17 protein-coding genes and 3 pseudogenes are annotated in these 24,205 nt (G+C 29.0%); 15 read left to right on the top strand and 5 right to left on the bottom strand.

What is annotated here, in order from left to right; genetic code table 11:
• The 10 genes and pseudogenes from O1U_RS04845 (at position 1) to O1U_RS03550 (ending at position 11,126) form a co-directional block, all read left to right on the top strand.
• Positions 1 to 309 carry a polysaccharide biosynthesis protein gene (locus O1U_RS04845; protein ID WP_051348148.1) on the top strand — a complete coding sequence of 103 codons (309 nt, stop codon included), beginning with the start codon at positions 1 to 3 and terminating at the stop codon, positions 307 to 309.
• A complete protein-coding gene (locus tag O1U_RS03590; protein WP_051348147.1) occupies positions 297 to 1,439 on the top strand; it encodes an oligosaccharide flippase family protein in 1,143 nt (380 codons plus the stop codon). The genes O1U_RS04845 and O1U_RS03590 overlap by 13 nt, the downstream gene beginning before the upstream one ends.
• Positions 1,429 to 2,826: an O-antigen ligase family protein gene (locus O1U_RS03585; RefSeq protein ID WP_016504037.1), complete on the top strand. Its 1,398-nt coding sequence runs from the start codon at positions 1,429 to 1,431 to the stop codon at positions 2,824 to 2,826. Before O1U_RS03590 ends, O1U_RS03585 begins: the two co-directional genes overlap by 11 nt.
• A gap of 271 nt (positions 2,827 to 3,097) precedes the next feature.
• A pseudogene (locus O1U_RS03580) lies at positions 3,098 to 4,191 on the top strand (glycosyltransferase family protein).
• Positions 4,188 to 5,552 (top strand): GumC family protein, encoded by a 1,365-nt coding sequence (locus tag O1U_RS03575; protein WP_016504035.1) that lies wholly within the window; start codon positions 4,188 to 4,190, stop codon positions 5,550 to 5,552. Before O1U_RS03580 ends, O1U_RS03575 begins: the two are co-directional and overlap by 4 nt.
• A 169-nt stretch (positions 5,553 to 5,721) precedes the next feature.
• The gene (locus O1U_RS03570; RefSeq protein ID WP_016504034.1) at positions 5,722 to 6,819 is read left to right on the top strand and encodes a glycosyltransferase; all 1,098 of its coding nucleotides are present in this window, start codon (positions 5,722 to 5,724) and stop codon (positions 6,817 to 6,819) included.
• Positions 6,820 to 8,015: pseudogene (locus O1U_RS03565) on the top strand (glycosyltransferase family 2 protein).
• Positions 8,008 to 8,673: a sugar transferase gene (locus O1U_RS03560; RefSeq protein WP_420887249.1), complete on the top strand. Its 666-nt coding sequence runs from the start codon at positions 8,008 to 8,010 to the stop codon at positions 8,671 to 8,673. The pseudogene O1U_RS03565 and the gene O1U_RS03560 overlap by 8 nt, the downstream one beginning before the upstream one ends.
• Positions 8,674 to 8,736: 63 nt before the next feature.
• Positions 8,737 to 9,315 (top strand): nucleoside triphosphate pyrophosphohydrolase family protein, encoded by a 579-nt coding sequence (locus O1U_RS03555; RefSeq protein ID WP_016504032.1) that lies wholly within the window; start codon positions 8,737 to 8,739, stop codon positions 9,313 to 9,315.
• A 10-nt stretch (positions 9,316 to 9,325) separates the two neighbouring features.
• Positions 9,326 to 11,126 (top strand): annotated as a pseudogene (locus tag O1U_RS03550) (M3 family oligoendopeptidase).
• Between the two features lie 209 nt (positions 11,127 to 11,335).
• On the opposite strand, the gene asd reads toward O1U_RS03550, so the two are convergent.
• Both asd and rluC read right to left on the bottom strand, forming a co-directional pair.
• Entirely contained in the window at positions 11,336 to 12,457 is a 1,122-nt protein-coding gene (gene asd / locus O1U_RS03545; RefSeq protein ID WP_016504030.1) for an aspartate-semialdehyde dehydrogenase, read from the bottom strand.
• A gap of 321 nt (positions 12,458 to 12,778) precedes the next feature.
• Positions 12,779 to 13,741, bottom strand: a complete 963-nt coding sequence (rluC, locus tag O1U_RS03540) for a 23S rRNA pseudouridine(955/2504/2580) synthase RluC (protein ID WP_016504029.1) — start codon at positions 13,739 to 13,741, stop codon at positions 12,779 to 12,781.
• A gap of 460 nt (positions 13,742 to 14,201) precedes the next feature.
• Here rluC and rne point away from each other — a divergent pair, with 460 nt between their 5' ends.
• Positions 14,202 to 16,541 (top strand): ribonuclease E, encoded by a 2,340-nt coding sequence (rne, locus tag O1U_RS03535; protein ID WP_016504028.1) that lies wholly within the window; start codon positions 14,202 to 14,204, stop codon positions 16,539 to 16,541.
• A 126-nt stretch (positions 16,542 to 16,667) separates the two neighbouring features.
• Here the strand turns inward: rne and O1U_RS03530 are convergent, their stop codons facing one another.
• Positions 16,668 to 17,252 carry a Fe-Mn family superoxide dismutase gene (locus O1U_RS03530; RefSeq protein ID WP_016504027.1) on the bottom strand — a complete coding sequence of 195 codons (585 nt, stop codon included), beginning with the start codon at positions 17,250 to 17,252 and terminating at the stop codon, positions 16,668 to 16,670.
• 156 nt (positions 17,253 to 17,408) lie between these two features.
• Here O1U_RS03530 and grxD point away from each other — a divergent pair, with 156 nt between their 5' ends.
• Positions 17,409 to 17,723: a Grx4 family monothiol glutaredoxin gene (gene grxD, locus O1U_RS03525; RefSeq protein WP_016504026.1), complete on the top strand. Its 315-nt coding sequence runs from the start codon at positions 17,409 to 17,411 to the stop codon at positions 17,721 to 17,723.
• 125 nt (positions 17,724 to 17,848) lie between these two features.
• On the opposite strand, the gene ligA is transcribed toward grxD, so the two are convergent.
• Positions 17,849 to 19,879: an NAD-dependent DNA ligase LigA gene (ligA, locus tag O1U_RS03520; protein ID WP_016504025.1), complete on the bottom strand. Its 2,031-nt coding sequence runs from the start codon at positions 19,877 to 19,879 to the stop codon at positions 17,849 to 17,851.
• Positions 19,880 to 19,937: 58 nt separating this feature from the next.
• Positions 19,938 to 20,678, bottom strand: a complete 741-nt coding sequence (zipA, locus tag O1U_RS03515; protein ID WP_034411116.1) for a cell division protein ZipA — start codon at positions 20,676 to 20,678, stop codon at positions 19,938 to 19,940.
• A gap of 736 nt (positions 20,679 to 21,414) precedes the next feature.
• Between zipA and O1U_RS03510 the strand changes: the two genes are divergently transcribed.
• The 3 genes from O1U_RS03510 (at position 21,415) to crr (ending at position 24,121) form a co-directional block, all read left to right on the top strand.
• Positions 21,415 to 21,672: an HPr family phosphocarrier protein gene (locus tag O1U_RS03510; RefSeq protein WP_016504023.1), complete on the top strand. Its 258-nt coding sequence runs from the start codon at positions 21,415 to 21,417 to the stop codon at positions 21,670 to 21,672.
• A 143-nt stretch (positions 21,673 to 21,815) separates the two neighbouring features.
• The gene (ptsI, locus tag O1U_RS03505) at positions 21,816 to 23,540 is read left to right on the top strand and encodes a phosphoenolpyruvate-protein phosphotransferase PtsI (protein WP_016504022.1); all 1,725 of its coding nucleotides are present in this window, start codon (positions 21,816 to 21,818) and stop codon (positions 23,538 to 23,540) included.
• A gap of 68 nt (positions 23,541 to 23,608) precedes the next feature.
• Positions 23,609 to 24,121 carry a PTS glucose transporter subunit IIA gene (crr, locus tag O1U_RS03500; RefSeq protein WP_016504021.1) on the top strand — a complete coding sequence of 171 codons (513 nt, stop codon included), beginning with the start codon at positions 23,609 to 23,611 and terminating at the stop codon, positions 24,119 to 24,121.
• The last annotated feature ends 84 nt before the right edge of the window (positions 24,122 to 24,205 follow it).

The raw sequence follows: 24,205 nt of genomic DNA, 5'->3' as shown, positions 1-24,205 counted from the left end.
ATGCACTTTCTACATAAACAATTCCAGCCTATTAAATATATGTTTGTTTATGCTGCAAGTATATTATTAACCAAAGGAATGTCACTCATAATGCTTCCAGTTATTTCTAGTTATTTCACACCTACACAATTAGGAAAACTAGAGCTTATTGCAACAACATCAACCTTTCTTTGTTTATTATCTGGATTTGCTATGCAAGAAAATTTATATCGTTTTGTTGGGTATAAAAAAAACCAGAAGAGAGATTTAAAGAAACTAATAAAATTTATTCTAATTCACTTACCTTATCAACTATTATGGCTATGCTAATTTTAATTCTATTATTTAGTATTCCAGAAGCAAGCTATGCATTTAATCGAATAGAAATTATATTTATTTGTCTTGTACTCTGTTTTGAAACAGCACTTAATATCAGCACTTCATGGCTTCGATTACAAGATAAAGTTTCTACATTTTTTATTGTCAGTACATCATGTTGCATAATACAAATAACTGGCATTATCCTTGTTCTCAAGATATATCCAGATATCACATTATTTTATGTAGTTGGTGTTTTATCTACATTTATTCAATTAGTTATACTTCACTTTATCAATCAATTTCAATGGCAGTGGAATAGCTTTAAGGAATTAAAAATACTTTTGAGGTACTCTACTCCGTTAATGATATCGACAGTAATTACATTTGGATTAACAGGAGCTGAAAAATGGATAATAGGCTATTCTACTTCAATGGAAAATCTTGGATTATACTCTATTGCAACTAAATTTTCTCTTGCAATGTGTATCTTAGTGCAACCATTTGGAATGTGGTGGATACCAAAACGTTTTCAGTCCTTAGAGGAAAAGGGTAAATTGTATACAGTTAAAATAACGCAATTTGGAATACTTTATATTTCTATCCTATCTATTTTTACAGCTTGCACTAGCCAAATATTTATTCAACTCTTACTAGAGAAAAGTTATCATAATGCTTGTTATTTAATTATAGGAGCAGTCATTATTGCATTTTCTAAGGAAATAACTAATTTTATTAATATTGGCATTCTCAATAGTAATAAAACTCACTGGATATTGAAAATTGATTTGATTTCTAGCAGTATAGGGCTTGCCTTATGTTATACAACAGTATCGTACGGAATAGTTGGAATTCTTTTATCTGTGGTGTTTGGCCAAATATTACGAGCTTTATTAATATTTTATTTTAGCCAAAAAATATTACCCCTTCCTTATCAAAGCTTTCCTTTAATAATCATTCTGTTAATAACTGGTCTATGCTTATTATTAAGTTTTTTTTACAAAAAAATCATTGTACTTAGTCTAATTTTCATTATTGGAATTACTGCTAGTATTTTCGTAGCGTATTATAGTGCTTTTTTTACAGGCATTAGAATATCATCTCCTTACATTTCTAAGAAAAAAAATACCAATGAACTATAGCTTCTCATTAAAATTAATTATATTTAGTACTATGTTTTTTTTCTGCTTTATTATTACAACTACATGGTATTTTTTTCCTAATCCTATAATCCCTATTGCAATTAGTTTAATCCCATTAGGAGTAATTTTTATATTTAATCAACCATTTTGGTTAGTAATTTTATTTATTATATTTTCTTTTTTTAGGATCCATGAAGCTATTCCTATTTTATACAGTCTAAAAATCCCTTTATTTCTATCATTTTCATCATTATTTTCTTTATTCTGGCATATTTTTATAAGTAAAAAAATTAAATTATACTGGCATTCTTCATTGACTTGGTTAGCAATTTTTTGGGGATTAACCACAATAGGTATATTTACAGCTTCCAATATAGAATTAGCAATGAAAATGTTTAAAGATATATATTGGAAAATAATTGCCATGACTTTTTCCGTTATATGGTTAATTAATAAGGAAAAGCATATTGTACAAATTTTAATATCCATAATTTTTTCTGGAACTTTAATAGCAATAATTACACTTTATAATTCAATAAATGAAATTGGATTAGTTGAAAATACTAGAGTTACCATTGGACGTAATATAGGTTCGATGCTAGGTGATCCAAATGATCTTGCTTTAGTATTGATGCTTCCTTTAGCTTTTTCTATTAGCTTACTAATTACTAAAAAAAAAACATTTTTCGTATCTATTATTGCTTCAATTTCAAGCATACTATTAATACTGGCAGTTATGTCAACACAAAGCAGAGGCGGCTTATTAGGTTCTATATCAATACTCCTATTTTATGCCATTAAAATTATACCTTCTAAATTATTTCTAATTTTATTTGGAATCGTAAGCACCTCCTTCTTTTATTTTATTTCTGGAATACACAATAGAATTTCAGGAGGAACTCTTGAAGCAGGAATAGGAAAATCAGTAATAGGTCGACTACTTGCCTGGGAAGCAGCTTATAAAATGGCTATAGATTATCCATTCACTGGAGTAGGTCTTAATAATTTTCTTCCAAACTATTTTTTTTATACTTCATACTGGGATGGTTCAAACCACGCTGTTCATAGTACTTGGTTTGGTGTATTAGCTGAAACTGGTATGCTTGGTTTTTGTATATTCATAATGTTTATTTTTTCTGTTATTAACACTGCGAGAACCACTCTCACTAATATAACTAAAAAACAAAAATCAGTTGAGACCACTTTATTAGTAACTGCTAATGCTATTTATGCAGGTTTTATTGGAACTATAGTTTCTTCTACTTTTCTGACACAAGGATTTAATTGGCCAATTTACCTTCTTTCAGGATTGACTATAGCAATTTCAAATCTAATACAAAATAGTTCTCACAATCAAAGTCATATAAAAAATAATATAATTCATTGAATAAAAATATTATTTATATAGCTAAAAAATGTAAGCTGTATTGCACTATCTACTCCACATATTTTGAATAAAAGACTATATTTAATTTATATAATTATGCTCAACACCTTACAAATTTTATTTAATGCGCCGAACTTTAAAGAAGAGTAACATGATTTTATTGTTACCAAAGTAATGTTTTGAAAAAAAATATAATCCTTCTCTATATGTTATAAAATTCAGAAAAAGTAATAAAAAAATAGAGAAAGCTATTGAACTTGGAGTATTTTAAATGAAACGAGATCTAATTGTCTTTGGCGAAGATTTTAATGGTCTTCCTTCTAGTACACAATATTTAATTAAAAACCTTTCTCACAACAGAAAAGTTTTATGGATAAATTCTATAGGTTTACGTCAACCAAAACTAAATTTAATAGATATAAAACGTTCCTGTAGTAAAATTTTTTGCAAAAAACAAACAGATTCATTACTAAAAAATATTACTGTAGTTAATTTAAAAACTATTCCTGCACCACATTCTATTCTTGGTAGAAAAATTGCAAAATATCTTATGCTTTATCAACTTAAACCTATTTTAAAACAATTGCAGTTAAATAAACCTATTTTGTGGTGCTCTCTACCAACAGCAGTAGATTTGTGTGGTTACTTAGGTGAATCCAAAATAATCTATTATTGCGGAGATGATTTTAATTCTTTAGCCGGTGTTGATCACAATTCAGTAATAAAACATGAACAAAAAATGATTAAAAAAGCGAATCTTATCTTTTCTGCAAGTAAAGAAATCTTACTTAAGTTCCCAATTTCTAAAAGACAACTACTACCACATGGAGTTGAATTTAAACTTTTTAACACCCCAGTTCCAAGAGCTATAGATTTGCCTAATAATGGTCGCCCTACAGCAGGTTTTTACGGCAGTATATCAAACTGGTTAGATTATGAAATGCTTGACAAGGTTACTAAAAACAATCAAAACTGGAATTTTGTATTTATTGGTCCACAACAATTAAAACCTTCTCTACTTCCAACTTACAAGAATGTATACTATTTAGGTAAAAAACAACACCACCAACTTCCTCAGTATAGTCAACATTGGAATGTTAGCTTATTACCTTTTAAACTTAATCCACAAATTTTATCATGTAACCCTTTAAAATTAATGGAATATTTAGTTGTAGGGAATCCAATTATATCTACTCCATTTCCTGCATTAACCCCATTTAAACACTTAATTAATATTGTTAAAAACAGCGAAGAAATGTCCCGAGTTCTTTTAAAGCCTTTAAAAAAAACCAGCATAATATAATTAAATATCATTCTTGGAAAGAACGAAGTATCTTTGTTGATTCAATCTTAGAAAGAATATGAATAAATTTAAACTAATTGTTATTATCAATGCCGCTTGGAGAAGACGTTATTTAATTTTTCTACCTGTTTTTATTTTTCCTTTTGTTGGCTACGCTATAGCATATTTAGCACCAACAACTTATCATTCTCATACCAGTATGCTTATTCAAGAAACGGCAAAAATGAATCCATTTTTGCAAGATATTGCTGTTTCCACTATGTTACAAGAACGTTTAAATGCACTAGGAACACTATTAAAAAGCCGTCATATTATTCATTCTGTTGCATTAGAACTGGGATTAATAAATGAAACAATGACACCCAATGAGATAGAAAAAGCTACGAAAAAAATATCAAAAAGTCTTACTGTTACTAAATTAGGGGAAAATTTTTTAAAAATTGAACTTGAATCTAATAAACCTGAAGGGATGAAAGATCTTTTACAATCAATAAGTAATCATTTTATTGAACAACTACTATCCCCAGAACGTTCATCAATCCAAGATTCTGGCAATTTTTTTAAATTTCATATAAATAAAAGAAAACTAGAACTTGAAATTGCTGAAAATGCATTAGCTAAATATAAAAACAATAATATAAATTTAATACCAGAAAGACAAACAGAAATTTTAATAAGATTAGGTAAACTTAAACAGCGATTATCTGAAAAACAGTCGGAATTTTCTGGAACTAAGAAAAATTTAAATACTCTCGAACATCAATTATCTAACACAAATCCTATTGTTAAGAAAATAGAAGAAAAAATAATAGCAATACATAGTGAACTTGCTTTATTACGATCTAAATATACGGATAATCATAGCTTAGTTAAGATGAAAAAACAGGAATTAGAAAGACTAAAATCTAAACGATTTAAGCTATTAAAAACAAACCAATTTATAGATAATGAACAATTGCATGATCCCATAAATAGCAATAAATTACAAATTTTAAGGAATAAATTTGAATCTCTAACCGAAGAAATAAAAAGTTTAGATAAAATAATTCTTGACTTAGAACAAAAAACAAATAATTTTTCCAAAAATTCTAAAAAATTAGATCGTTTAGTTAGAGATGTTAAAATAAAACGTCAACTTTATAATGAACTCATAGAACGTTATGAAATGGCTCAGTTAACGGAGTCCCTTGGTATGTTTGAACAAAATAAACGTGTAAAAATTATCGATCTTCCATTTACACCCAGTGTACCATCAAATTTTCCACCTATTGTATTTATACTTGCAGGGGGTCTTTCTGGTTTTATCCTTGGCATTAGTTTAGCAACTATTACAGAATTATTGGATACATCAATTAGAAGAGTAGAGCAATTAGAATTATTAACTGGAGTTCCAGTTATTACTAGTATTCCTAAAATTATCTGATTAATTATAATTATCCTAATAATTTTTCGAATTGTTATTCAATTCTACTTCTTAAAAAAAGAACACATATAAAAAAAGGGATCTAACTACAAGTTTAATTATATTTGATATATTGGCATGTTTAATGCCATAGTTAATAGAATATATTTTTAATGTAGAAAATATTAATATGCAAGATACGTTATATAAAACAAAAAGGAAGGTTGTCCATGTTGTACAGCATTTATCTTTAGGCGGATTAGAAAACTTAACACTTGACTTACTAGATTTTTCTCAACCTTCATATGAAGTGATTATTATAAGTCTTGAAGGAAATAAACGACAAGCGATCTTAAATTGGCCTCGACTTAAAAAATTTTCAAACCAAATTATATTTCTTGACAAACCATTAGGGATCAGCTTCCGTATACTAATAGACTTAAATAAAATATTTTTCTATTTAAAACCAGATATTGTTCACACCCATCATATAGGGCCTTTATTATATGCTGGTCTTGCTGCTCACTTATTAAATATTCGTGTAAAAATTCACACCGAACATGATGTTTGGCACTTAGATAACTATAAACATAGGCAAATACAGAAATACCTATTGAAAATCTGCAAACCAATCCTGGTAACAAACTCCAATAAAGCAAAAAAAACTTTGATAGAAAAATTTTCATATCCAAATATAATAACTATTAAAAATGGAATTGATTGCAAAAAATTTCAACCAGCTAGTAAAATTTTAGCTAGAAAAAAAATGGGCTTCCCGGAAAATAAAATATTAATTGGTAGCTCAGGAAGACTCGAAAAAATTAAAGGACATGACCTGATAATCAGAGCTATCCCACTTTTACCCAAAAATATTCACTTAGTAATTGCTGGGCAAGGATCTCAATACAAAAATTTAAATAATTTAGTTCATAAACTAAACTTAAACAAACAAGTAACATTTACAGGATTACTCAATAATATGCCTTGTTTTTATCAATCTTTAGACTTATTTTGTCTTCCATCATATTTAGAAGGATATCCTTTATCTCCTTTAGAAGCTCAAGCATGTGGAATCCCTTGTGCAATAAGTAATGTTGGATCATCAAAAGAAACACTTTGCCCTAATAACGGGCAACTTATCGAAGCTAATAATATTTTAGAAATAACAAAAGTTCTAAAAAAAATGCTAAATAATCCAATTAATATTAATCCACGAAACTTTATTTTAAAAAATAATAATATAAGAACAATAGTCAAGCAGTATGAATCATTGGCTTGGAGAGCTTAAATAATGGAATCAATTTTAGTAGCTATTTGGATTATAAGTATTACTTTAATTATTTATCACCATATTGGTTATCCTTTAATATTAAAATTTTTCGCTATATACAAAAACCCAATAAATCAAACAAAGGAAATAAATATATCAAGAGGTTATAGATGCATTGAACAAGATAAATTTCGTCCATCAATAACAATAATTGTTCCTGTTCACAATGAAATGCGTTGGATCGCCGATAAAATACGTAATCTAGCAATTATAGATTATCCCAAAAATAAGCTTAAGGTAATCATTGCATGCGATGGCTGTCAAGATAAAACCATAGATATCGCAGAAAAAACAATAAGAGAAGCAATTTGCCATGATACTAATTTTGAAATTAGAAAATTTAATAAAAATCATGGGAAAGCTTCATTACTTAATAAAATAATGCATTCCATTTCAAGTAATATTACAGCATTTAGTGATACTTCATCACTAATCTCAATTGATGCATTACTAATTGCTGAACAAAATTTTGAAGAAAAAAAATAGGATTTATTAATAGCACCTATTATCTGGTTAATCAAAATAATATAGGTGAAACAACATATTGGCAGTATCAAAATCAGATTAAAAATAATGAAAATAGTTTGGGATTAACTATTGGTGCTCATGGTGCATTTTATCTATTCCGTACTCACTTATTTGAAAATTTTAAAGATAATACTATCAATGATGATTTTGTTTTGCCTATGGAAATTATAAAAAAAGGATATCGTGCTAATCGTGAACTGAGAATTACTGCAATTGAATTAGAAAAAACAGACATAAATAATGATTTTAAACGTCGAATAAGAATTTCTGCAGGTAATATGCAACAAGCTATTCAATTTTTTAGCTTTATTAAACCTCAGTATAAAGGGATTGCTTTTGCTTTTTTTTCAGGAAAAATTTTAAGACTTGCTGTTCCTTACCTAATGATTGTTTGTTTAATTAATTCAATAGCCCTTATGGGAAATATACTATTTATTATTATTTTAATCATACAAATTTTAGTATATGCTTTAGCTTTGCTAGGCTATCTATTTCCAGGTTTTTTTCAACATAAATTTTTCCTGCTACTAGTCTATTTCGTAGTCGGACATTATGCAAACTTTATCGGTGGAATACGCTATTTACTTGGATTGGAATCTAAAAAATGGACAAAAGTAAATAGTTAAGGAATCTCAAATGAGCAGAAAAAAAATAATTCGTATGTTAATAGGTTATCTAAAAAGAAGTTTTGACCTTTATGTGTCTTGTTTCGCTTTAGTATTACTATTACCAATAATCTTGACAATTTCTTTAATAATCAAAATAAACTCAATTGGGCCTGTATTTTATAGAGAAATGCGAGTTGGAAAGTTAACAAAAGAAAAAATTACACTTTTTAAAATCATTAAGTTTCGAACTATGTATCAACACTCTAAAGCACATCATGACCCACTATGGACAACAAAAAATGACCCTAGAATCACCTCTTTTGGTAAATTTTTACGAAAAACTCATCTTGATGAAATTCCACAATTTATTAATGTCATAAAAGGAGAAATGTCTATAATTGGACCAAGACCAGAATCTCTAAGTTTCTATAAAAAGCTTGATAAAGCTATCCCTTTTTTTTCTGATAGAACCTACCAAGTAATACCTGGTATTACAGGGCTAGCGCAAGTAAATCAAGAATATGATACCTGTATTGAAGATGTTATTCGTAAAGTTGGATTTGATCATAGTTATGCACTGTCACTATCTTCTTTTCAATCTTGGATTGCTATGGATATAAATATCATAAAAAAAACAATTCTAATCATGATTAATGGGCATAGACATAGACGTTAGAAATCTTTATATTCGTTATATATTTACAATAATCTTGATAAAACACATATGCTAAATCAAAAAATGGAATTGTCTAAATTAAACCAGAATATTTTTGATCATCTTTATCTTGATATAATTGAATTTCGTAAAACCTTTGATCTGCCAGTTTCAAAACCATTAACCTTAGATGAAAAATCTGATAAATTGCATAATTCTCTTGCTATTGAGGAATTAACAGAGCTTGCACAAGCTGAAAATAAAATTGAACAGGCAGATGCCATTATTGATATCGTATACGTTTTAGTTGGGCGTTTAGTTCACCTGGGTCAATCTAAAATAAAAGATAACTTAACAATCAATTATTTAATTGATTTATTGTTGAGCGTATCAATTAATCTTGGCATACAATTTCTTCCTTGCTGGAATGAAGTGCATCTAAGCAATATGAGTAAAGCATGTCGAAATAAAAAAGAATACCTGGATACTAAAGCATTTTATAAAAAACAAGGCATAAAATTAATTGGTATACCTAAAGATAATTATATTATTGCTAAATGTTCTGAAGATTTTATAAAAAACAATCAAATTATTCTCAAAAATAAAATAATAAAATCAATTTATTATCATCCAGCTAACTTAGCATCTATCATTCAGAAGTAGGGATTCGATAATGAAAATACCAACTTGGGATCTTTCTATTAGCTATAATGGATTAAGTGATGAAAAAATCTTTAAAGATATCGAACTTATTGAAGAATACATAAAAATGCTACAACTTCATGTTGGTAAGCGCAATACTGTATTTACGATGCAAAATGCTATACAAAACTTAGAATCAGCAAAAAAATTGTAGAAACAATTGATACATTCTCTAACTGTTATATTTCTGTTGATTCTACTCATGAAAAAGCTAAAGCTATATCGGATTATATTGCAACTTTAAGCTCAAAATTATCACAATCTTTTGAACCATATAAAAATATTCTAATTAATGAAAATGAAAAATTTATAAAAGAAGTTTTAAATCATCAAAATAATAATATTTCAGGTCAAACATTTCAAATTAATCGGTTACGAAAACAAGCAGATATTCAACTACCAATATCTGAAGAACAACTTCTTCTAGCTATGCAAGTAAATGGAAGAGATGCTTGGGGGAGGTTATATGATAATTTAACTGCTTCAATACAAGTAACATTAAAATTTAATGATGGTAACACAGAAAAAATGGGATTATCTAATGCTGTAAGTATTCTTTATAGTAATGATTTTGAAAAACAAAAATCCGCTTGGCTGGCAATACAAGATACGATGATAACACATAAAGAAAGTTTAGCTTCAATTTTAAATGCCTTAGCTGGTTGGAGGCACGTAGAATATAAAAAACGTTCAATAGTAAGAAATATTCACCATTTGGATCATAGCTTACATGAAAATTTAATCTCTAGAAAAACACTAGATACAATGATGTTAATTACAAAAAACAATCGAAAAATTGGACAAAAAGCTGGGAAATTAATGGCAAAAGTTCATGGTTTAGATACTATGAAACCATGGAATTATCTTGCATCAATGCCTATTATGAATATGAAAAAAAAGTTTACTCCTTTAATGAAGCTATTGAACTAATCAAAAACGCTTTTAGAGAAATTAGCTTAGAAATGGCAGAATTTGTTGAGACTATGATTATTAATGGCTGGATTGATGCAAAACCAAGCGATAATAGACGCTTAGGAGCTTACTCTACTCAACTTGCTTCAAGCCGTTCTCCACTTATTTTTATGACCTGGGGAGGTAGTCTCTCAGATTTAATCACATTATCTCATGAACTCGGACATGCTTTTCATAGCTGGGTTATGCGTGATATGCCGTTGTGTAAAACCAACTATCCAATGACATTGGCAGAAACAGCTTCTATTTTTTCTGAAAACATTGTTCGGGATTACCTGTTTACGCATGCGCAAAGTAATAAGATAAAACTTGAAATGTTATGGGAAGAACTTTCTGCTTGTTATGGACTAATGATTAATATTCCAATGAGATTTGAATTTGAAGATGCTTTTTACCAACAACGAAAAAAAAGAGAATTAACTGCACAACAACTGTGCATTTTAATGACCAAATATTGGAAAAAATGGTATGGAGATTCAATGAGCGAACCTGATCCTTATTTTTGGGCAAGTAAATTACATTTTAGTATTTCTGAAATAAGTTTTTATAATTATCCATATCTATTTGGATATTTATTTAGCAATAATCTATATTCAAAATTCAATGAAAAAAGAGATGGATTTAATCAAGATTATATCCATCTCTTAAAAGACACTGGAAACATGACAGTAGAGAATTTAGTTAAAAAACATTTAAATATGGATCTATCTGAAAAACAATTTTGGCAACAAAGTATTGATATAGTAAGAGATAAAGTGAATTTATTTGAATCATTACTTAATAAAGTTCATCTTAATTAATTTATATAAATGAAATCTTCTCTTCACATCTTACTAGATAACTTAAATCTAAAAATACAATAACTTTAGTTATACATAATCCAGATTACATAGAACACTTTACTATATTCAATCGAGGAGATGTCTTTGGTTATGATATGATAGAAATAAGGGCAGCTCTTACAGAATATTAATTCCTAGATTTATTATTTCTGATTAGTAAGTTTAGTTTAAATAAAATTATTTTCAGATAAAATAATTCTTAATGTTCTTCGCAATACTTCAGCAGCACCCCATAATAATTGATCTCCAACAGTAAATGCATTTAAAAAATTTTTACCTATTGACATCTTACGTAACCGACCTACAGGAATTGACATAGTTCCTGAAATTTTAGCGGGAGTAAGTTCTTTAGCAGTTATATCAGGCTCATTTGGAATTACTTTAACCCAATCATTATGGGTTGAAATAATCTCCTCAATTTCATCTAACGGAACATTTTGTTTCAATTTAATAGTTAAAGCTTGAGCATGACAACGCATAGAACCTATTCGAACACAAGTACCATCTATCTTTATAGGAGACATTTGTAAATCTAAAATTTTGTTGGTTTCTCTAGCTATCTTCCATTCTTCTTTACTTTGTCCATTGTTACAATTCATTCCAATCCAAGGAATCAATGAAACAGCAAGCGGAACATGAAATTCTTTAGTAGGAAATGAAGATGAACGAATAATCTCTAAAATTTTTTTATCAACATCTAAAATTGAACTCGTTAGATTAATATCCTCTGAAGTAATCTGATCAGTCACTGCAATCATTTGTAAAAGTAGTTCTTTCATATTCTTAGCTCCTGCTCCAGATGCAGCTTGGTAAGTCATGCAACTTATCCAGTCAATCATCCTTTTTTCATATAAACCACCTAATGCCATTAACATTAAACTAACTGTGCAGTTAGCACCTACAAATGTCTTAATACCAGAATAAATACCTTGCTGAATTTGAATTAAATTAATTGGATCTAAGACAATGATTGAATTTTTATCCATACGTAGAGTAGATGCAGCATCAATCCAATATCCTTTCCAACCGGACTGACGAAGTACTTTATATACTTTCTCTGTATAATCATTACCTTGACAAGTAACAATGCTATCTAGCTTTTTTAAGCTATCAAAATCAAATGCATCTTTTACTGAGCCAAACTGTTTATAAAAACTAGAAGGAGAGATAGTAATTTTTGATGTACTATAAAGTATAGGCTCAATAAAATGGAAATCTCCTTCTTCTTTCATGCGCTGCATCAATACTGATCCAACCATTCCACGCCATCCTATTAAACCTACTTTCATTTTTTACGTTCCATTAGTATATTTCTAGTTTTTTAGTAAAAATAAAAATCATAGTTAGTAATCTAAAATCCTATAAATATAACTGCATCATCCTTTAATATTTCTCCTCATTTAATAATCTACTAAATAGATATAAAAAGTTAGTAAATTTAGCATTATCAAATATCCAGATTGTATTAATAATTTCGCTTATCAGTTTAATAGCAATTTAGACAAATAACCATCATTAGTATAAAAGTTATCAATTTCTCAATTAACTTAATATTATCAAACCTAAAGGATTCCTACATCATTAGGATTGTTTAATGAAACAAGAAACTACTACACCCTATCTAATATTGATATTCTACTATTTTGATCTAATTTCCTTAAATTTCTCAAAACTATTTTAAGCTTATCTTCCATCGGTGCATTAATTTCTAACCACTGTTTAGTTTTTGGATGAATAAAAAGAATTCTAGAAGCATGAAGAAACAAACGATCCAAACCAATTGTATTTATGTAAGAATTAAAAGATAGTGAACCATACTTACTGTCGAAAGCAATTGGATGTCCAACATATTGGCTGTGAACACGAATTTGATGAGTTCTTCCAGTGATTGGAGTTGCTTGTATTAAAGTAGCTTTGGAAAACTGCTCTATAATTTTAAAATGAGTCTTGGATGGTTTACCTTGAATATCAACATGAACAACTCCATTACCTTTATTTTTTAACAATGGTGCATTTACTATCTTGCAGTTAGTATCCCATTTCCCCATCATTAATGCAGAATAAAATTTCTTAACGGTTTTTTGTCTAAATTGTTCTTGTAAACTACGTAAAGCAGAACGTTTTTTAGCAATTAATAAAATACCAGAAGTATCTCTATCAATACGATGAACTAATTCTAAAAAAGAAAGATTAAGATATAATGCTCTTAGTGATTCTATAATACCAAAACTCAGTCCACTACCGCCATGAACAGCTGTTCCTGAAGGCTTATTAAGAACCATAATGTGATCATCTTCTAAAAGAAGATGAGATTTTAATTTTTTAATCTCATTTAAGTTACTAATTGTAAACTTCGAATTTTGTTTTTCACTCCTAATAGGAGGAATACGTATTAAATCATTTATCTGTAATTTATATTTAGGTTTAATTCTTTTTTTATTAACACGAACTTCTCCTTTCCTAATAATTCTATAAATTGTGCTTTTTGGAATTTTTTTAAAATAATTACACAAAAAATTATCTATACGTTGACTAATTCTATTATTATCAATTTTAATAAATTGAACTTTCATTTTCTGTATTCACCTGTAGATTTTATTTGTATAATTATCTTTACAAAATAGGAAATAAAATATAGGATCGGCCTGCCTTTCAAGTGTACCATTGTATTGTACTGCTAGTTTCTATTTATAATAGGGTAGATTCCTATTGCTTTAAAACACTGCTATGATCGGTGGTTAAATCTGATTAAAAATTGATAGTTTATAAAAATACCAAATAATAAAACATTTAGTGTTGTGGTCTCAAGAATAACGTAAAATATAATCAAACTTAGTCATCTTGCTTAATTCGTAGTCATCATAATATATTTATATTGACTTTTCCTAAACTAATTTGAAAAACAAGCACTGTCGTTTGAAGTATAAATTTTTTCATATTTATGGCATCTCTTCTAAATAGAGGAATTCCAATATTGTAAAGATAATAAACGAGTAAAAGCATTAAATATAAAAAAGATAATGAGATTTTTAAATGAAAAGAATGTTAATCAACGCAACTCAAAAAGAAGAATTACGCGTTGCACTGGTTGATGGCCAACGACTATTTGATTTAGATATTGAAAGTCCAGGTTATGAATCTAAAAAAGCAAATATATATAAAGGACGCATTACCAGAGTTGAACCTAGCTTAGAAGCTGCTTTTGTAGATTATGGTTTAGAGAGACAAGGCTTCCTTCCACTAAAAGAGATTGCTCGTGAATATTTTCCAGATGATTATATTTATCGTGGTAAGCCAAGTATTAAAGAGATTCTTTCTGAAAACCAAAAAATTATTGTACAGATAGAAAAAGAAGAACGCGGTAATAAAGGAGCTGCTTTAACCACATTTATTTCTCTAGCAGGCAGTTATTTAGTTTTAATGCCAAATAATCCCCGTGCTGGTGGAATTTCAAGAAGAATAGAAGGAAATGAACGTACTCAACTTAAAACAGCCCTCAATACGCTTAACCTGCCAAAAGGAATGGGATTAATCGTACGTACTGCAGGTGTAGGGAAAAGTGTGGAAGAACTTGAATTAGATCTAAATATTCTACTAAATCACTGGGGATCAATCAAACAATCTTTTTGTTCAAATCCTACTCCATTTTTAGTTCACCAAGAAAGTAATGTAATAGTTCGAGCTATTCGAGATTATTTACGTCACGATATCAGTGAAATTTTAATTGATAGTAATACTGTCTATAAACGTGCTTTAGAATATATTCGACTGGTCCGACCTGATTTTGTTAATCGAATAAAAAAATATAAAGGTGAAATTCCTTTATTTAGCTACTATCAAATCGAAAGTCAAATTGAATCAGCATTCCAACATGAAGTTCAACTACCTTCTGGGGGATCAATTATTATTGATACAACAGAAGCACTGACTGCTATTGATATTAATTCAGCTCGCTCAACTAAAGGAAACGATATTGAAGAAACAGCATTAAATACCAATTTAGAAGCTGTAGGAGAAATTGCAAGGCAATTACGTTTACGTGATTTAGGGGGGTTACTTGTAATTGATTTTATTGATATGATGCTTTTGCGCAACCAACGTGCGATAGAATATCATTTACGTGATGCTGTTCGCCTAGATCGTGCTCGTGTTCAGGTTGGTAGAATTTCTCGTTTTGGTTTACTAGAAATGTCTCGTCAACGTCTAAGCTCTTCATTAGCTGAGGCAAGTCATCATGTTTGCCCACGTTGTACAGGTACTGGAGTTATTCGTGATAATGAATCTTTAGCACTATCTGTTCTTAGATTAATTGAAGAAGAAGCTATGAAGAGAAATACTGAAGAAGTGTTGACTATTGTTCCAATACCTATAGCATCTTATCTTTTAAATGAAAAACGCTCCTCAATAAATTATATCGAAAAAAATCAAAAAGTTAAAATTATAGCAATACCTAATTCAAATATGGAAACCCCTAATTTTAAAGTTATTCGTTTACGTGATGGAGAAACATGTGATCTTCCATCATACTTAGTTCCGAAAAAACTTGACATATTCAAGCATGCTGAGATACAGGAACCCAATGTTGAAAACACTATCCAATCAAATTTTATTTTACCAATCAAAACAATAAAAAAATCTGAAAAAGAATCATCTAAAAATAAAAAAAATGGAATGAATATAATATATCGGATTTTTTTACTATTTAACAATGTATTATTTTCTAATACTAAAAAAAATCAATCTAAAAGCAAAACAAAAGAACAACGTTATCGTAATAAACAGGAAGATAAAAAACATCAATTAGTAACACGTGATAAACAAGGAATATCTAATAAAGAAAAAAAACAAACAAATCGAAAATTTAAACAGGAGCATCGCAATAATTATTATCATGATGGTAATAAAACCTCTGTATTTACAGAAAAGAAACCAAGGAGGACTCTAGAATCTAATCTCAACCATATAAAATCTCAAGCAGAAAGAAAGATGACTTCAGAAAAAGAACATCGTAAGAACTTAAGTAAAAAAAATACAGAAAAAAACAAACAGAAACAATATCAAACAAACTTATTTGCTAAAGAGAGATGCCTATATTTTGGTGGAGTCTCATCACCAGAAATAGCTATGGGAAAAATAATGTTGTGTTATAAAATATATTTTAATCAAACTAATAAAAATCAATATAAAAGAACAATTAAATCTAAAAAATTAAATAACACATCTAGTACAAATCAAATTTTTTTCAGAGAGCAGAAAGAAATTAAAAGAACTATTAGCAATAGTTTTTCTTCTATACCTTCTCAATCTAAAGGTGCAGGAGGCCATACAGCTAGCAATCAATCTTATTCTCCAGTTACTAAACCTGATAAATGAGAAAAATACCCGATAATTTCAAGGACAGTTTAGATCTAAACTGTCCTTGAAATTTAGTATTGTATTTAAAATATGAATCTTATAGTAGTATATTAAAGCTCTAGAGCTATTATTCCTGATAAAATATTAACCAATTAATTTTTTTTCGACAAAATTCCAGTTGACTAAAGCCCAAAAAGCATTCATATAATCTAAACGAACATTTCTATAATCAATATAGTAAGCATGCTCCCACAAATCTACAGTTAAAATCGGAGTAGTCTCCTTTTCTTTTAATGGAGTTAAGGCATTAGACGTATTAATAATCTTTAAAGAACCATCTGTTTTGCTCACTAACCAAGTCCATGATGAGCCAAAATTATTAATAGCGGATTCAGTAAATTCCTGTTTAAATTTTTTAAAAGAACCAAAAGTAGTAACGATAGAATTCGCTAAAAAACCTGTCGGTTGTCCTCCTGCTTTTGGTGCTAGACAGTGCCAATAAAATGTATGATTCCAAATTTGAGCTGCATTATTAAAAACACTACCAGAAGAATTTTGTATTATTTCTTCCAAAGTTTTATTCTCAAATTCAGTACCAGAAATAAGAGCGTTGAGTTTAGTTACATAAGTATTATGATGTTTTCCATGATGAAAATCTAACGTTTCAGATGAAATATATGGTTCCAAAGATTTTTTTTCATAAGGAAGATCCGGTAATTTAAATACCATAGTTTAATTCTCCAGTGTACTTTGTTATTATATTTCGAAATAGTATGTTTAGTATTTGAATTTCTTTGATTATAATGTATTTTTTTCTATATTAAAACAATTACTAAATTATATATGAACCTGTTTAAAGGAATTAATTAATAACAAGAGAAAATAATGGAAACTATCGAAAAAATCAAACAACAAATTTCAACAAATTCAATACTTCTCTACATGAAAGGCTCTCCGGAATTTCCAGCATGTGGTTTTTCTTCTAAGGCATCTGAAATATTGATAGCATGTGGAGGAAAATTTTCACATGTAAACGTTCTTCAAAATCCAGATATCCGTTCTTTGCTTCCTTCTTACGCAAAATGGCCTACTTTCCCACAATTATGGATTCAAGGTAAATTAATCGGAGGTTATGATATCATGTTAGAAATGTTTCAAAAAGGTGAACTCCAAAAACTTATCCAAAAAAACAATAAATGAAAAACTCTGAACTGAAGATTTTCTAAATATTATTTTTTCATAACTTGGAATTAGATGGTAACAGAAAATTCATATTGAATACAAAGAAATAACAACTACTATTTATTATTAATAGATATGCATTTTTAATCTGAAAAGTTATTAAACTGGATAATTTTTAGAAGGTCTTGTTCAGTTTTAATTTGTATCCCTAATTTTCTAGCCTTGATCAATTTATTAGAACTAGGTGATTGACCAACAAATAATATATCAGTTTTCTTAGAAATAGTATGTTTTACAAGCATTCCATGTTTTTCTAAAGCATATATTATTTTTTTACGAGAGCAATTATAAAAAAAACCAGTAATTACAACAAGTTGCTTGTTTATTTTTTTTAATTTTAACTTATTATCTGTTTGCAATTCCACTTCTGGCCAGGTCACACCTAATTTAATTAACTCTTTTATAACCTGTTGATTTTCGTTTTGTGCAAAAAAAACTACAATAGAACTCGCAATTGCAGAACCGATACCAGGAACCTTTAGCAACATTTCATTCGATGCTACTTGAATTTTTTCTAAAGTAAAGAAATTTTTGACTAAAATTCTAGCAGTTCCTTCCCCTACTTTTCTAATACCTAATGCATATATGAAACGGATTAAAGAGGTCTTTTTTGATTTTTCTATCGCTGTTATTATATTTATCGCAGACTTTTCTCCCATGTTATCTAAACTAGTAATTATTTCCTTTGAAAGTTTAAATAAATCAGCTGGATTTTTAATTATTTCTTTATTAACAAGTTTTGCAATTAGGGTACCACCAAGACCATAAATATTCATTGCTTTTCTAGATACAAAATGTTTCAACAATTCCTCACGCTGAGCATAACATGCTAATCCAGCAGTACAACAAATAGCTCCACCCTCTAAGTGTTCAAGTTTTGAGTCACAAATTGGACAAAATACAGGAAATTCAATATCTTTCTCTTTGTTTGTACGACATTCAAATACAACAGAAACAATCTGAGGGATAACATCCCCTGCTCGTCGTATCACCACTGTATCTCCTATTTTTATTTTCAATCGAATTATTTCATTAATATTATGCAGCGTTGCACTTTTTATCATCACACCACCAACAAATACAGGCTCTAATTTAGCAATTGGTGTAATGGTACCAATTCGACTAACCTTAAATTCAATATCGATTAATAATGTTACCTTTTCCTGTGCTGGAAATTTATAAGCAATTGCCCAACGTGGCGAACGAGCAATATTCCCTAATTTCTCTTGTAACTTAATATTATCAATTTTAATAACAATACCATCAATTTCATAAGATAGATTTTTCCGACGATATAAAATATCTTGATAGTAAGCTTTTACCGAAACTAAAGAATTTATCAGACGTACTTCAGAACAGATAGGCAATCCCCATTCCTTAAGTTGAAAAAAACGTTGATAGTGACTATTTGATAATCTTCTACCTTCGATAACTCCAACACCATAAACATAAAAACTAAGTGGACGATTAGCTGTTATTCTAGAATCTAACTGACGTAGACTACCTGATGCTGCATTACGTGCATTAATAAAAATCTTTTTACCTTGTTGAACAGCATCTTCATTTAGCTTTTTAAAGCCTGATTTTTTCATAAAAACTTCACCACGAACTTCTAATCTATAGGGCCAATTATTGCCATTAAGTCTTAAAGGAATTTCAGAAATAGTTCGGACATTTTCAGTGATATTTTCACCAACTTTCCCGTTCCCTCTTGTTGAACCTTGAATTAAGATCCCATCTTTATATAATAAACTTACTGCTAATCCATCTATTTTTGGTTCACAACAATAATTTTCTACACTAAGAAATTTATCACGAAAACGATTATTGAACCTATTAAGTCCTTGTTCATTAAAAACATTTTCTAAAGATAACATCTCTATTTCATGTATTGTTTTATTAAATTTATTTAATTCTGGAGAACCAACTCTTTGACTAGGAGAATCTATAGTGATTAAGTTAGGATTTTTTTTTTCAATATTTAAAAGCTCTTGCATTAAAAAATCATACTCAGCATCCGAAATTTCAGGAGAATCTTTTAAGTGATAACATAAGGAATGATGGTGTAAGGCTTTTTTTAATCGAATTAATTTAGATTTTATTGATTGAGACATAAATTACTCTAAGTTTAAAATAACTTCTCTAAACAAAAATAAATACTAGAAATAATTACTATTTAGCTTGCATTGTAATTTTGAAATCTTGAATTTGCTTTCTATAAGCTAGCAAACGGTCTGGAGTCATTAAGTTGCGTGAATCATCTAATACGTTACCCCCTAAGTCATCAGCAACTTGCTGAGCAGTTTTTAGCATGAGTTTAAAATTTTGATGTGCTTCCCAAAAACAAGGCAAAGTCATAAAAAAAGAAAGTCCAGGAGTCTTAAAAGTATTGAAGTCAACGTTCTTAAATGTTCCTGGTTTTATCATGTTAGCAACACTAAACAATGACTTACTATTCTTAGATAAATCGGAATAACGATGGAAAATATCCATATCACCATACAAGAGACCATTCCTTTCTATGCTTGCAAATAGTGTTCTACCAATGAAAGGTTTATCACCAAGAGAGTGAACATTTATAATAATTACCTCAACATCAGATTCTGAGGTATCTTGAACAGATGGAGTATTAAGAATATCTGAAAAAGGAGTATTTTGAATAGTTTCTACAGATGGACTTAACTCCAACGATTTTGAAGCATTAGGTTTTTTTACTTTAGATTTATGATTAGTATTATGTACTTGTGATAAAACTGTTCCTTTCCCTTTCTTTTTAGTTGTATTACTCAAATTGATGATTGACCGATTATAAAATCTAATACGAGTCCCTTTTTTCGTTGAAAAACCATGCACTAATAAACCAATTATAGCTAGTGCGCCAACAACAATAAGTACTAATCGCAATTCGTGCATTTCCTTCTTCCATATGTTTTTTGCTTTATGAAATTGATTCAAAAGCAATTTCTAACTTTTATAGTATAGGTAAAAAACAATATATGAAATAGAAAATTATAATTACAACGCTACAAAATTGGAAATCAGATATCGCTAATCTATCGACTCTTGCTCTACCTATCTTTAAATAAAGTTCTAAATATTTTCTCAATCAAGCAAATTTAATTACAACTAATTTTTATTGCTAAATAGTATGCTAAGTATATACATATCTTTCATATCTGATTTAATGATTATCAAATTATTTATAGTAATAAACAATGCATAAGAGTTATGACTATACAAAACTATATTATATAATCAACTTCACTTTTGATTAAAAACTGAAATTTCTTGAAAAAATGGTTATTATCTTTATGAAAATTTGAAATACCAAAGTAAAAGAAACCTATAGTTAATAGATTACTTCTAAAAGAAATTAACAAGTTTAAGTGTTTTTTTACCTTCTGTGACGTAGCATCGGCATTAATTTTTTTACAATTTTAAATAAACATGATAAATCATTATAGGCTTACAATAGTACTAAATATTACTACTTTCGAAACCTAAAACAAATAGTAGTTTTAATTATAAAATATGCTACTCTTCCGCCAAGTAAGAAGGAACTAGCTTATTTAAGAGAGCTAAATTTAAAGTAAGAAGGAACTAGCTTATTTAAGAGAGCTAAATTTAAAATCAATCGGGGTATATAATAATGTATGAGAAACAAGTAGAAATCACTGCCGAAAACGGTTTTCACACTCGTCCTGCTGCGCAATTTGTTAAAGAAGCTAAATCATTTGATGCAAATATTACTGTAACTTCTAATGGAAGAAGTGCTAGTGCTAAAAGCCTATTTAAACTACAAACTCTTGGATTAGTAAAAGGAACTGAATTAACTATTGCAGCAGAAGGACCACAAGCTCAGCAAGCTGTAGAGCATTTAGCCAATCTAGTAAACAAGCTACACTAGACTTTTTTTCAATGTATATAAAACTCATTTCTAATAAAGGTATTTTAGCTATGCTAAATAAAAATAGAAAAAATGTATATACCTCGTAGTTAGTATTTTACATTCTCTACCGTCTATACAATTAACCAATTTAAGGTAACGCTATGATTTCAGGCATCCTAGCATCTCCAGGTATTGCTTTCGGTAAGGCATTACTCCTCAAAGAAGATGATATTTCCCTTAATACACGCTCTATCTCAAACGATCAAATTAAAGTTGAAATTCAACGCTTTTTTGACGGACGTAATAAATCTTCATCACAATTAAAAGCGATCAAGCAAAAAGCACTTGAAACATTTGGTGGAGAAAAAGAAGCAATCTTTGAAGGTCATATCATGCTTCTTGAAGATGAAGAATTAGAACAAGAGATTCTGATACTTATTGAACAAGATAAAATGCATGCTGATAATGCTATTCACACCGTTTTTGAAAAACAAGCATCTACACTCGAATCTTTAAAAGATACATATTTACAGGAACGTGCGATAGACATTCGCGATATAAAAAAACGTTTTATAAAAAATGTTCAAGGTAGCGATATTATATCTTTATGTGACATCAAAGAAGAGGTTATTTTAGTAGCACATGATCTTACTCCCTCTGAAACAGCACAAATCAATTTAAATTACGTCATAGGATTTATCTGTGATATTGGTGGTTCTACTTCACACACTTCAATTATGGCTCGTTCTCTAGAACTACCAGCTATTGTTGGCACTAATAATATTACAGAACAAGTCAAGACTGGTGATATACTAATACTTGATGCTATAAATAATAAAATTATTATAAACCCATCTGAAAGTGAACTTTATGAAGCAAAAACAATCAAAAATATATTTATAGAAAAACAAGAAAAATTAACAAAATTAAAAACTCTTCCAGCCAAAACTTTAGATAATCATAGAATAAAAATATGTGGCAATATAGGAAGTCCTAAGGAATGTGATAATATAGTTGATAATGGAGCTGAAGGTATTGGCTTATATCGTACTGAGTTTTTATTTATGGACCGTAATTCTTTTCCAACTGAAGAGGAGCAATATATAGCATACAAGCAAGTTGCAAAATTAATGAATGGAAAATCAGTAGTTATCCGAACTATGGATATTGGTGGTGATAAAGATTTAGCGTACATGGATCTACCAAAAGAAATGAATCCATTTCTAGGACTACGTGCTATACGAATTAGTTTAAATCATCGTAATATTTTACGTGATCAATTACGTGCCATTCTACGCGCCTCCATATATGGGAAATTACGAATTATGTTTCCTATGATTATCTCTGTTGAAGAAATTCGTGAGCTTAAAAAAGCAATTGAAGAGTATAAAGTAGAGCTTTGCAGTGAAAAGTATAGATTTGATAGAAAAATTGAAATTGGTATAATGATTGAAACTCCAGCTGCTGTAGCTATTTCATCGCACCTAGCAAAGGAAGTTGATTTTTTTTCTATTGGAACAAATGATTTAACTCAATATACATTGGCGGTTGATCGAGGAAATGAGTCAGTATCGCATTTATACGATCCATTATCACCAGCAGTACTAACTATGATCAAACAAGTGATTGATGCTTCTCATTCTGAAGGTAAATGGACTGGTATGTGTGGTGAACTGGCAGGAAATGAACAAGCAACACCACTATTACTAGGTATGGGATTGAATGAGTTCTCAATGAGTGCAACTTCTATCCCAAGAGTAAAAAATGTTATCCGAAATTTAAAATTTAAAGAAATGAAGACAATGGCAAAGGATATCCTTTCTTTCTCAACATCTAATGAGATTAAAACTTATACGGAACAATTTATATCTAAAAAACTCAGATAAATCTACTAATATTAAATCATAAGAAATATGCTAGGGGAAAAAATAAACATTGGGAGGAACATGACATAATGAGTTTTTTAAACAAGATAAAAAACCTGGTATCAGATAGTAGTGAACATGTTAATTTTACTGAAATAATTGCACCTCTATCTGGCAATCTTGTAAATATAGAAGATGTACCAGATGTTGTTTTTGCTGAAAAAGTTGTTGGTGACGGCATTGCTATTAAACCTATTAATGAAGAAATGACATCTCCAGTTGACGGTATTATTGGTAAAATCTTTGAGACAAATCATGCTTTTTCTATTAAATCTAACAATGGTATTGAGCTATTTGTTCACTTTGGAATTGATACAGTTGAATTAAAAGGTAAAGGCTTTAAACGTATAGCACGAGAAGGACAATTGGTAAAAGCGGGGGAAACAATTATTGAATTCGATTTGCCATTTCTAGAAAAACAAGCTAAGTCTACTTTAACTCCAGTCGTTATTTCTAATATGGATAAAATCAAAAAATTGCATAAATTTTCTGGTCCTGTAATTGTCGGTGAAACTTCAATATTACATGTAATATGTAAATAATATTTTATTAACATGAAACACGTTAAAAAGCTAGTGGAGCACTGTTTTAGATTGTAGTTACGTATGTTCTACTAGCTTTTTAAG

It is taken from the genome of Candidatus Photodesmus katoptron Akat1 (assembly GCF_000478685.1).
GTDB lineage: Bacteria > Pseudomonadota > Gammaproteobacteria > Enterobacterales > Vibrionaceae > Vibrio > Vibrio anomalopis.
This window is presented reverse-complemented; position numbering and strand designations above follow the sequence as displayed.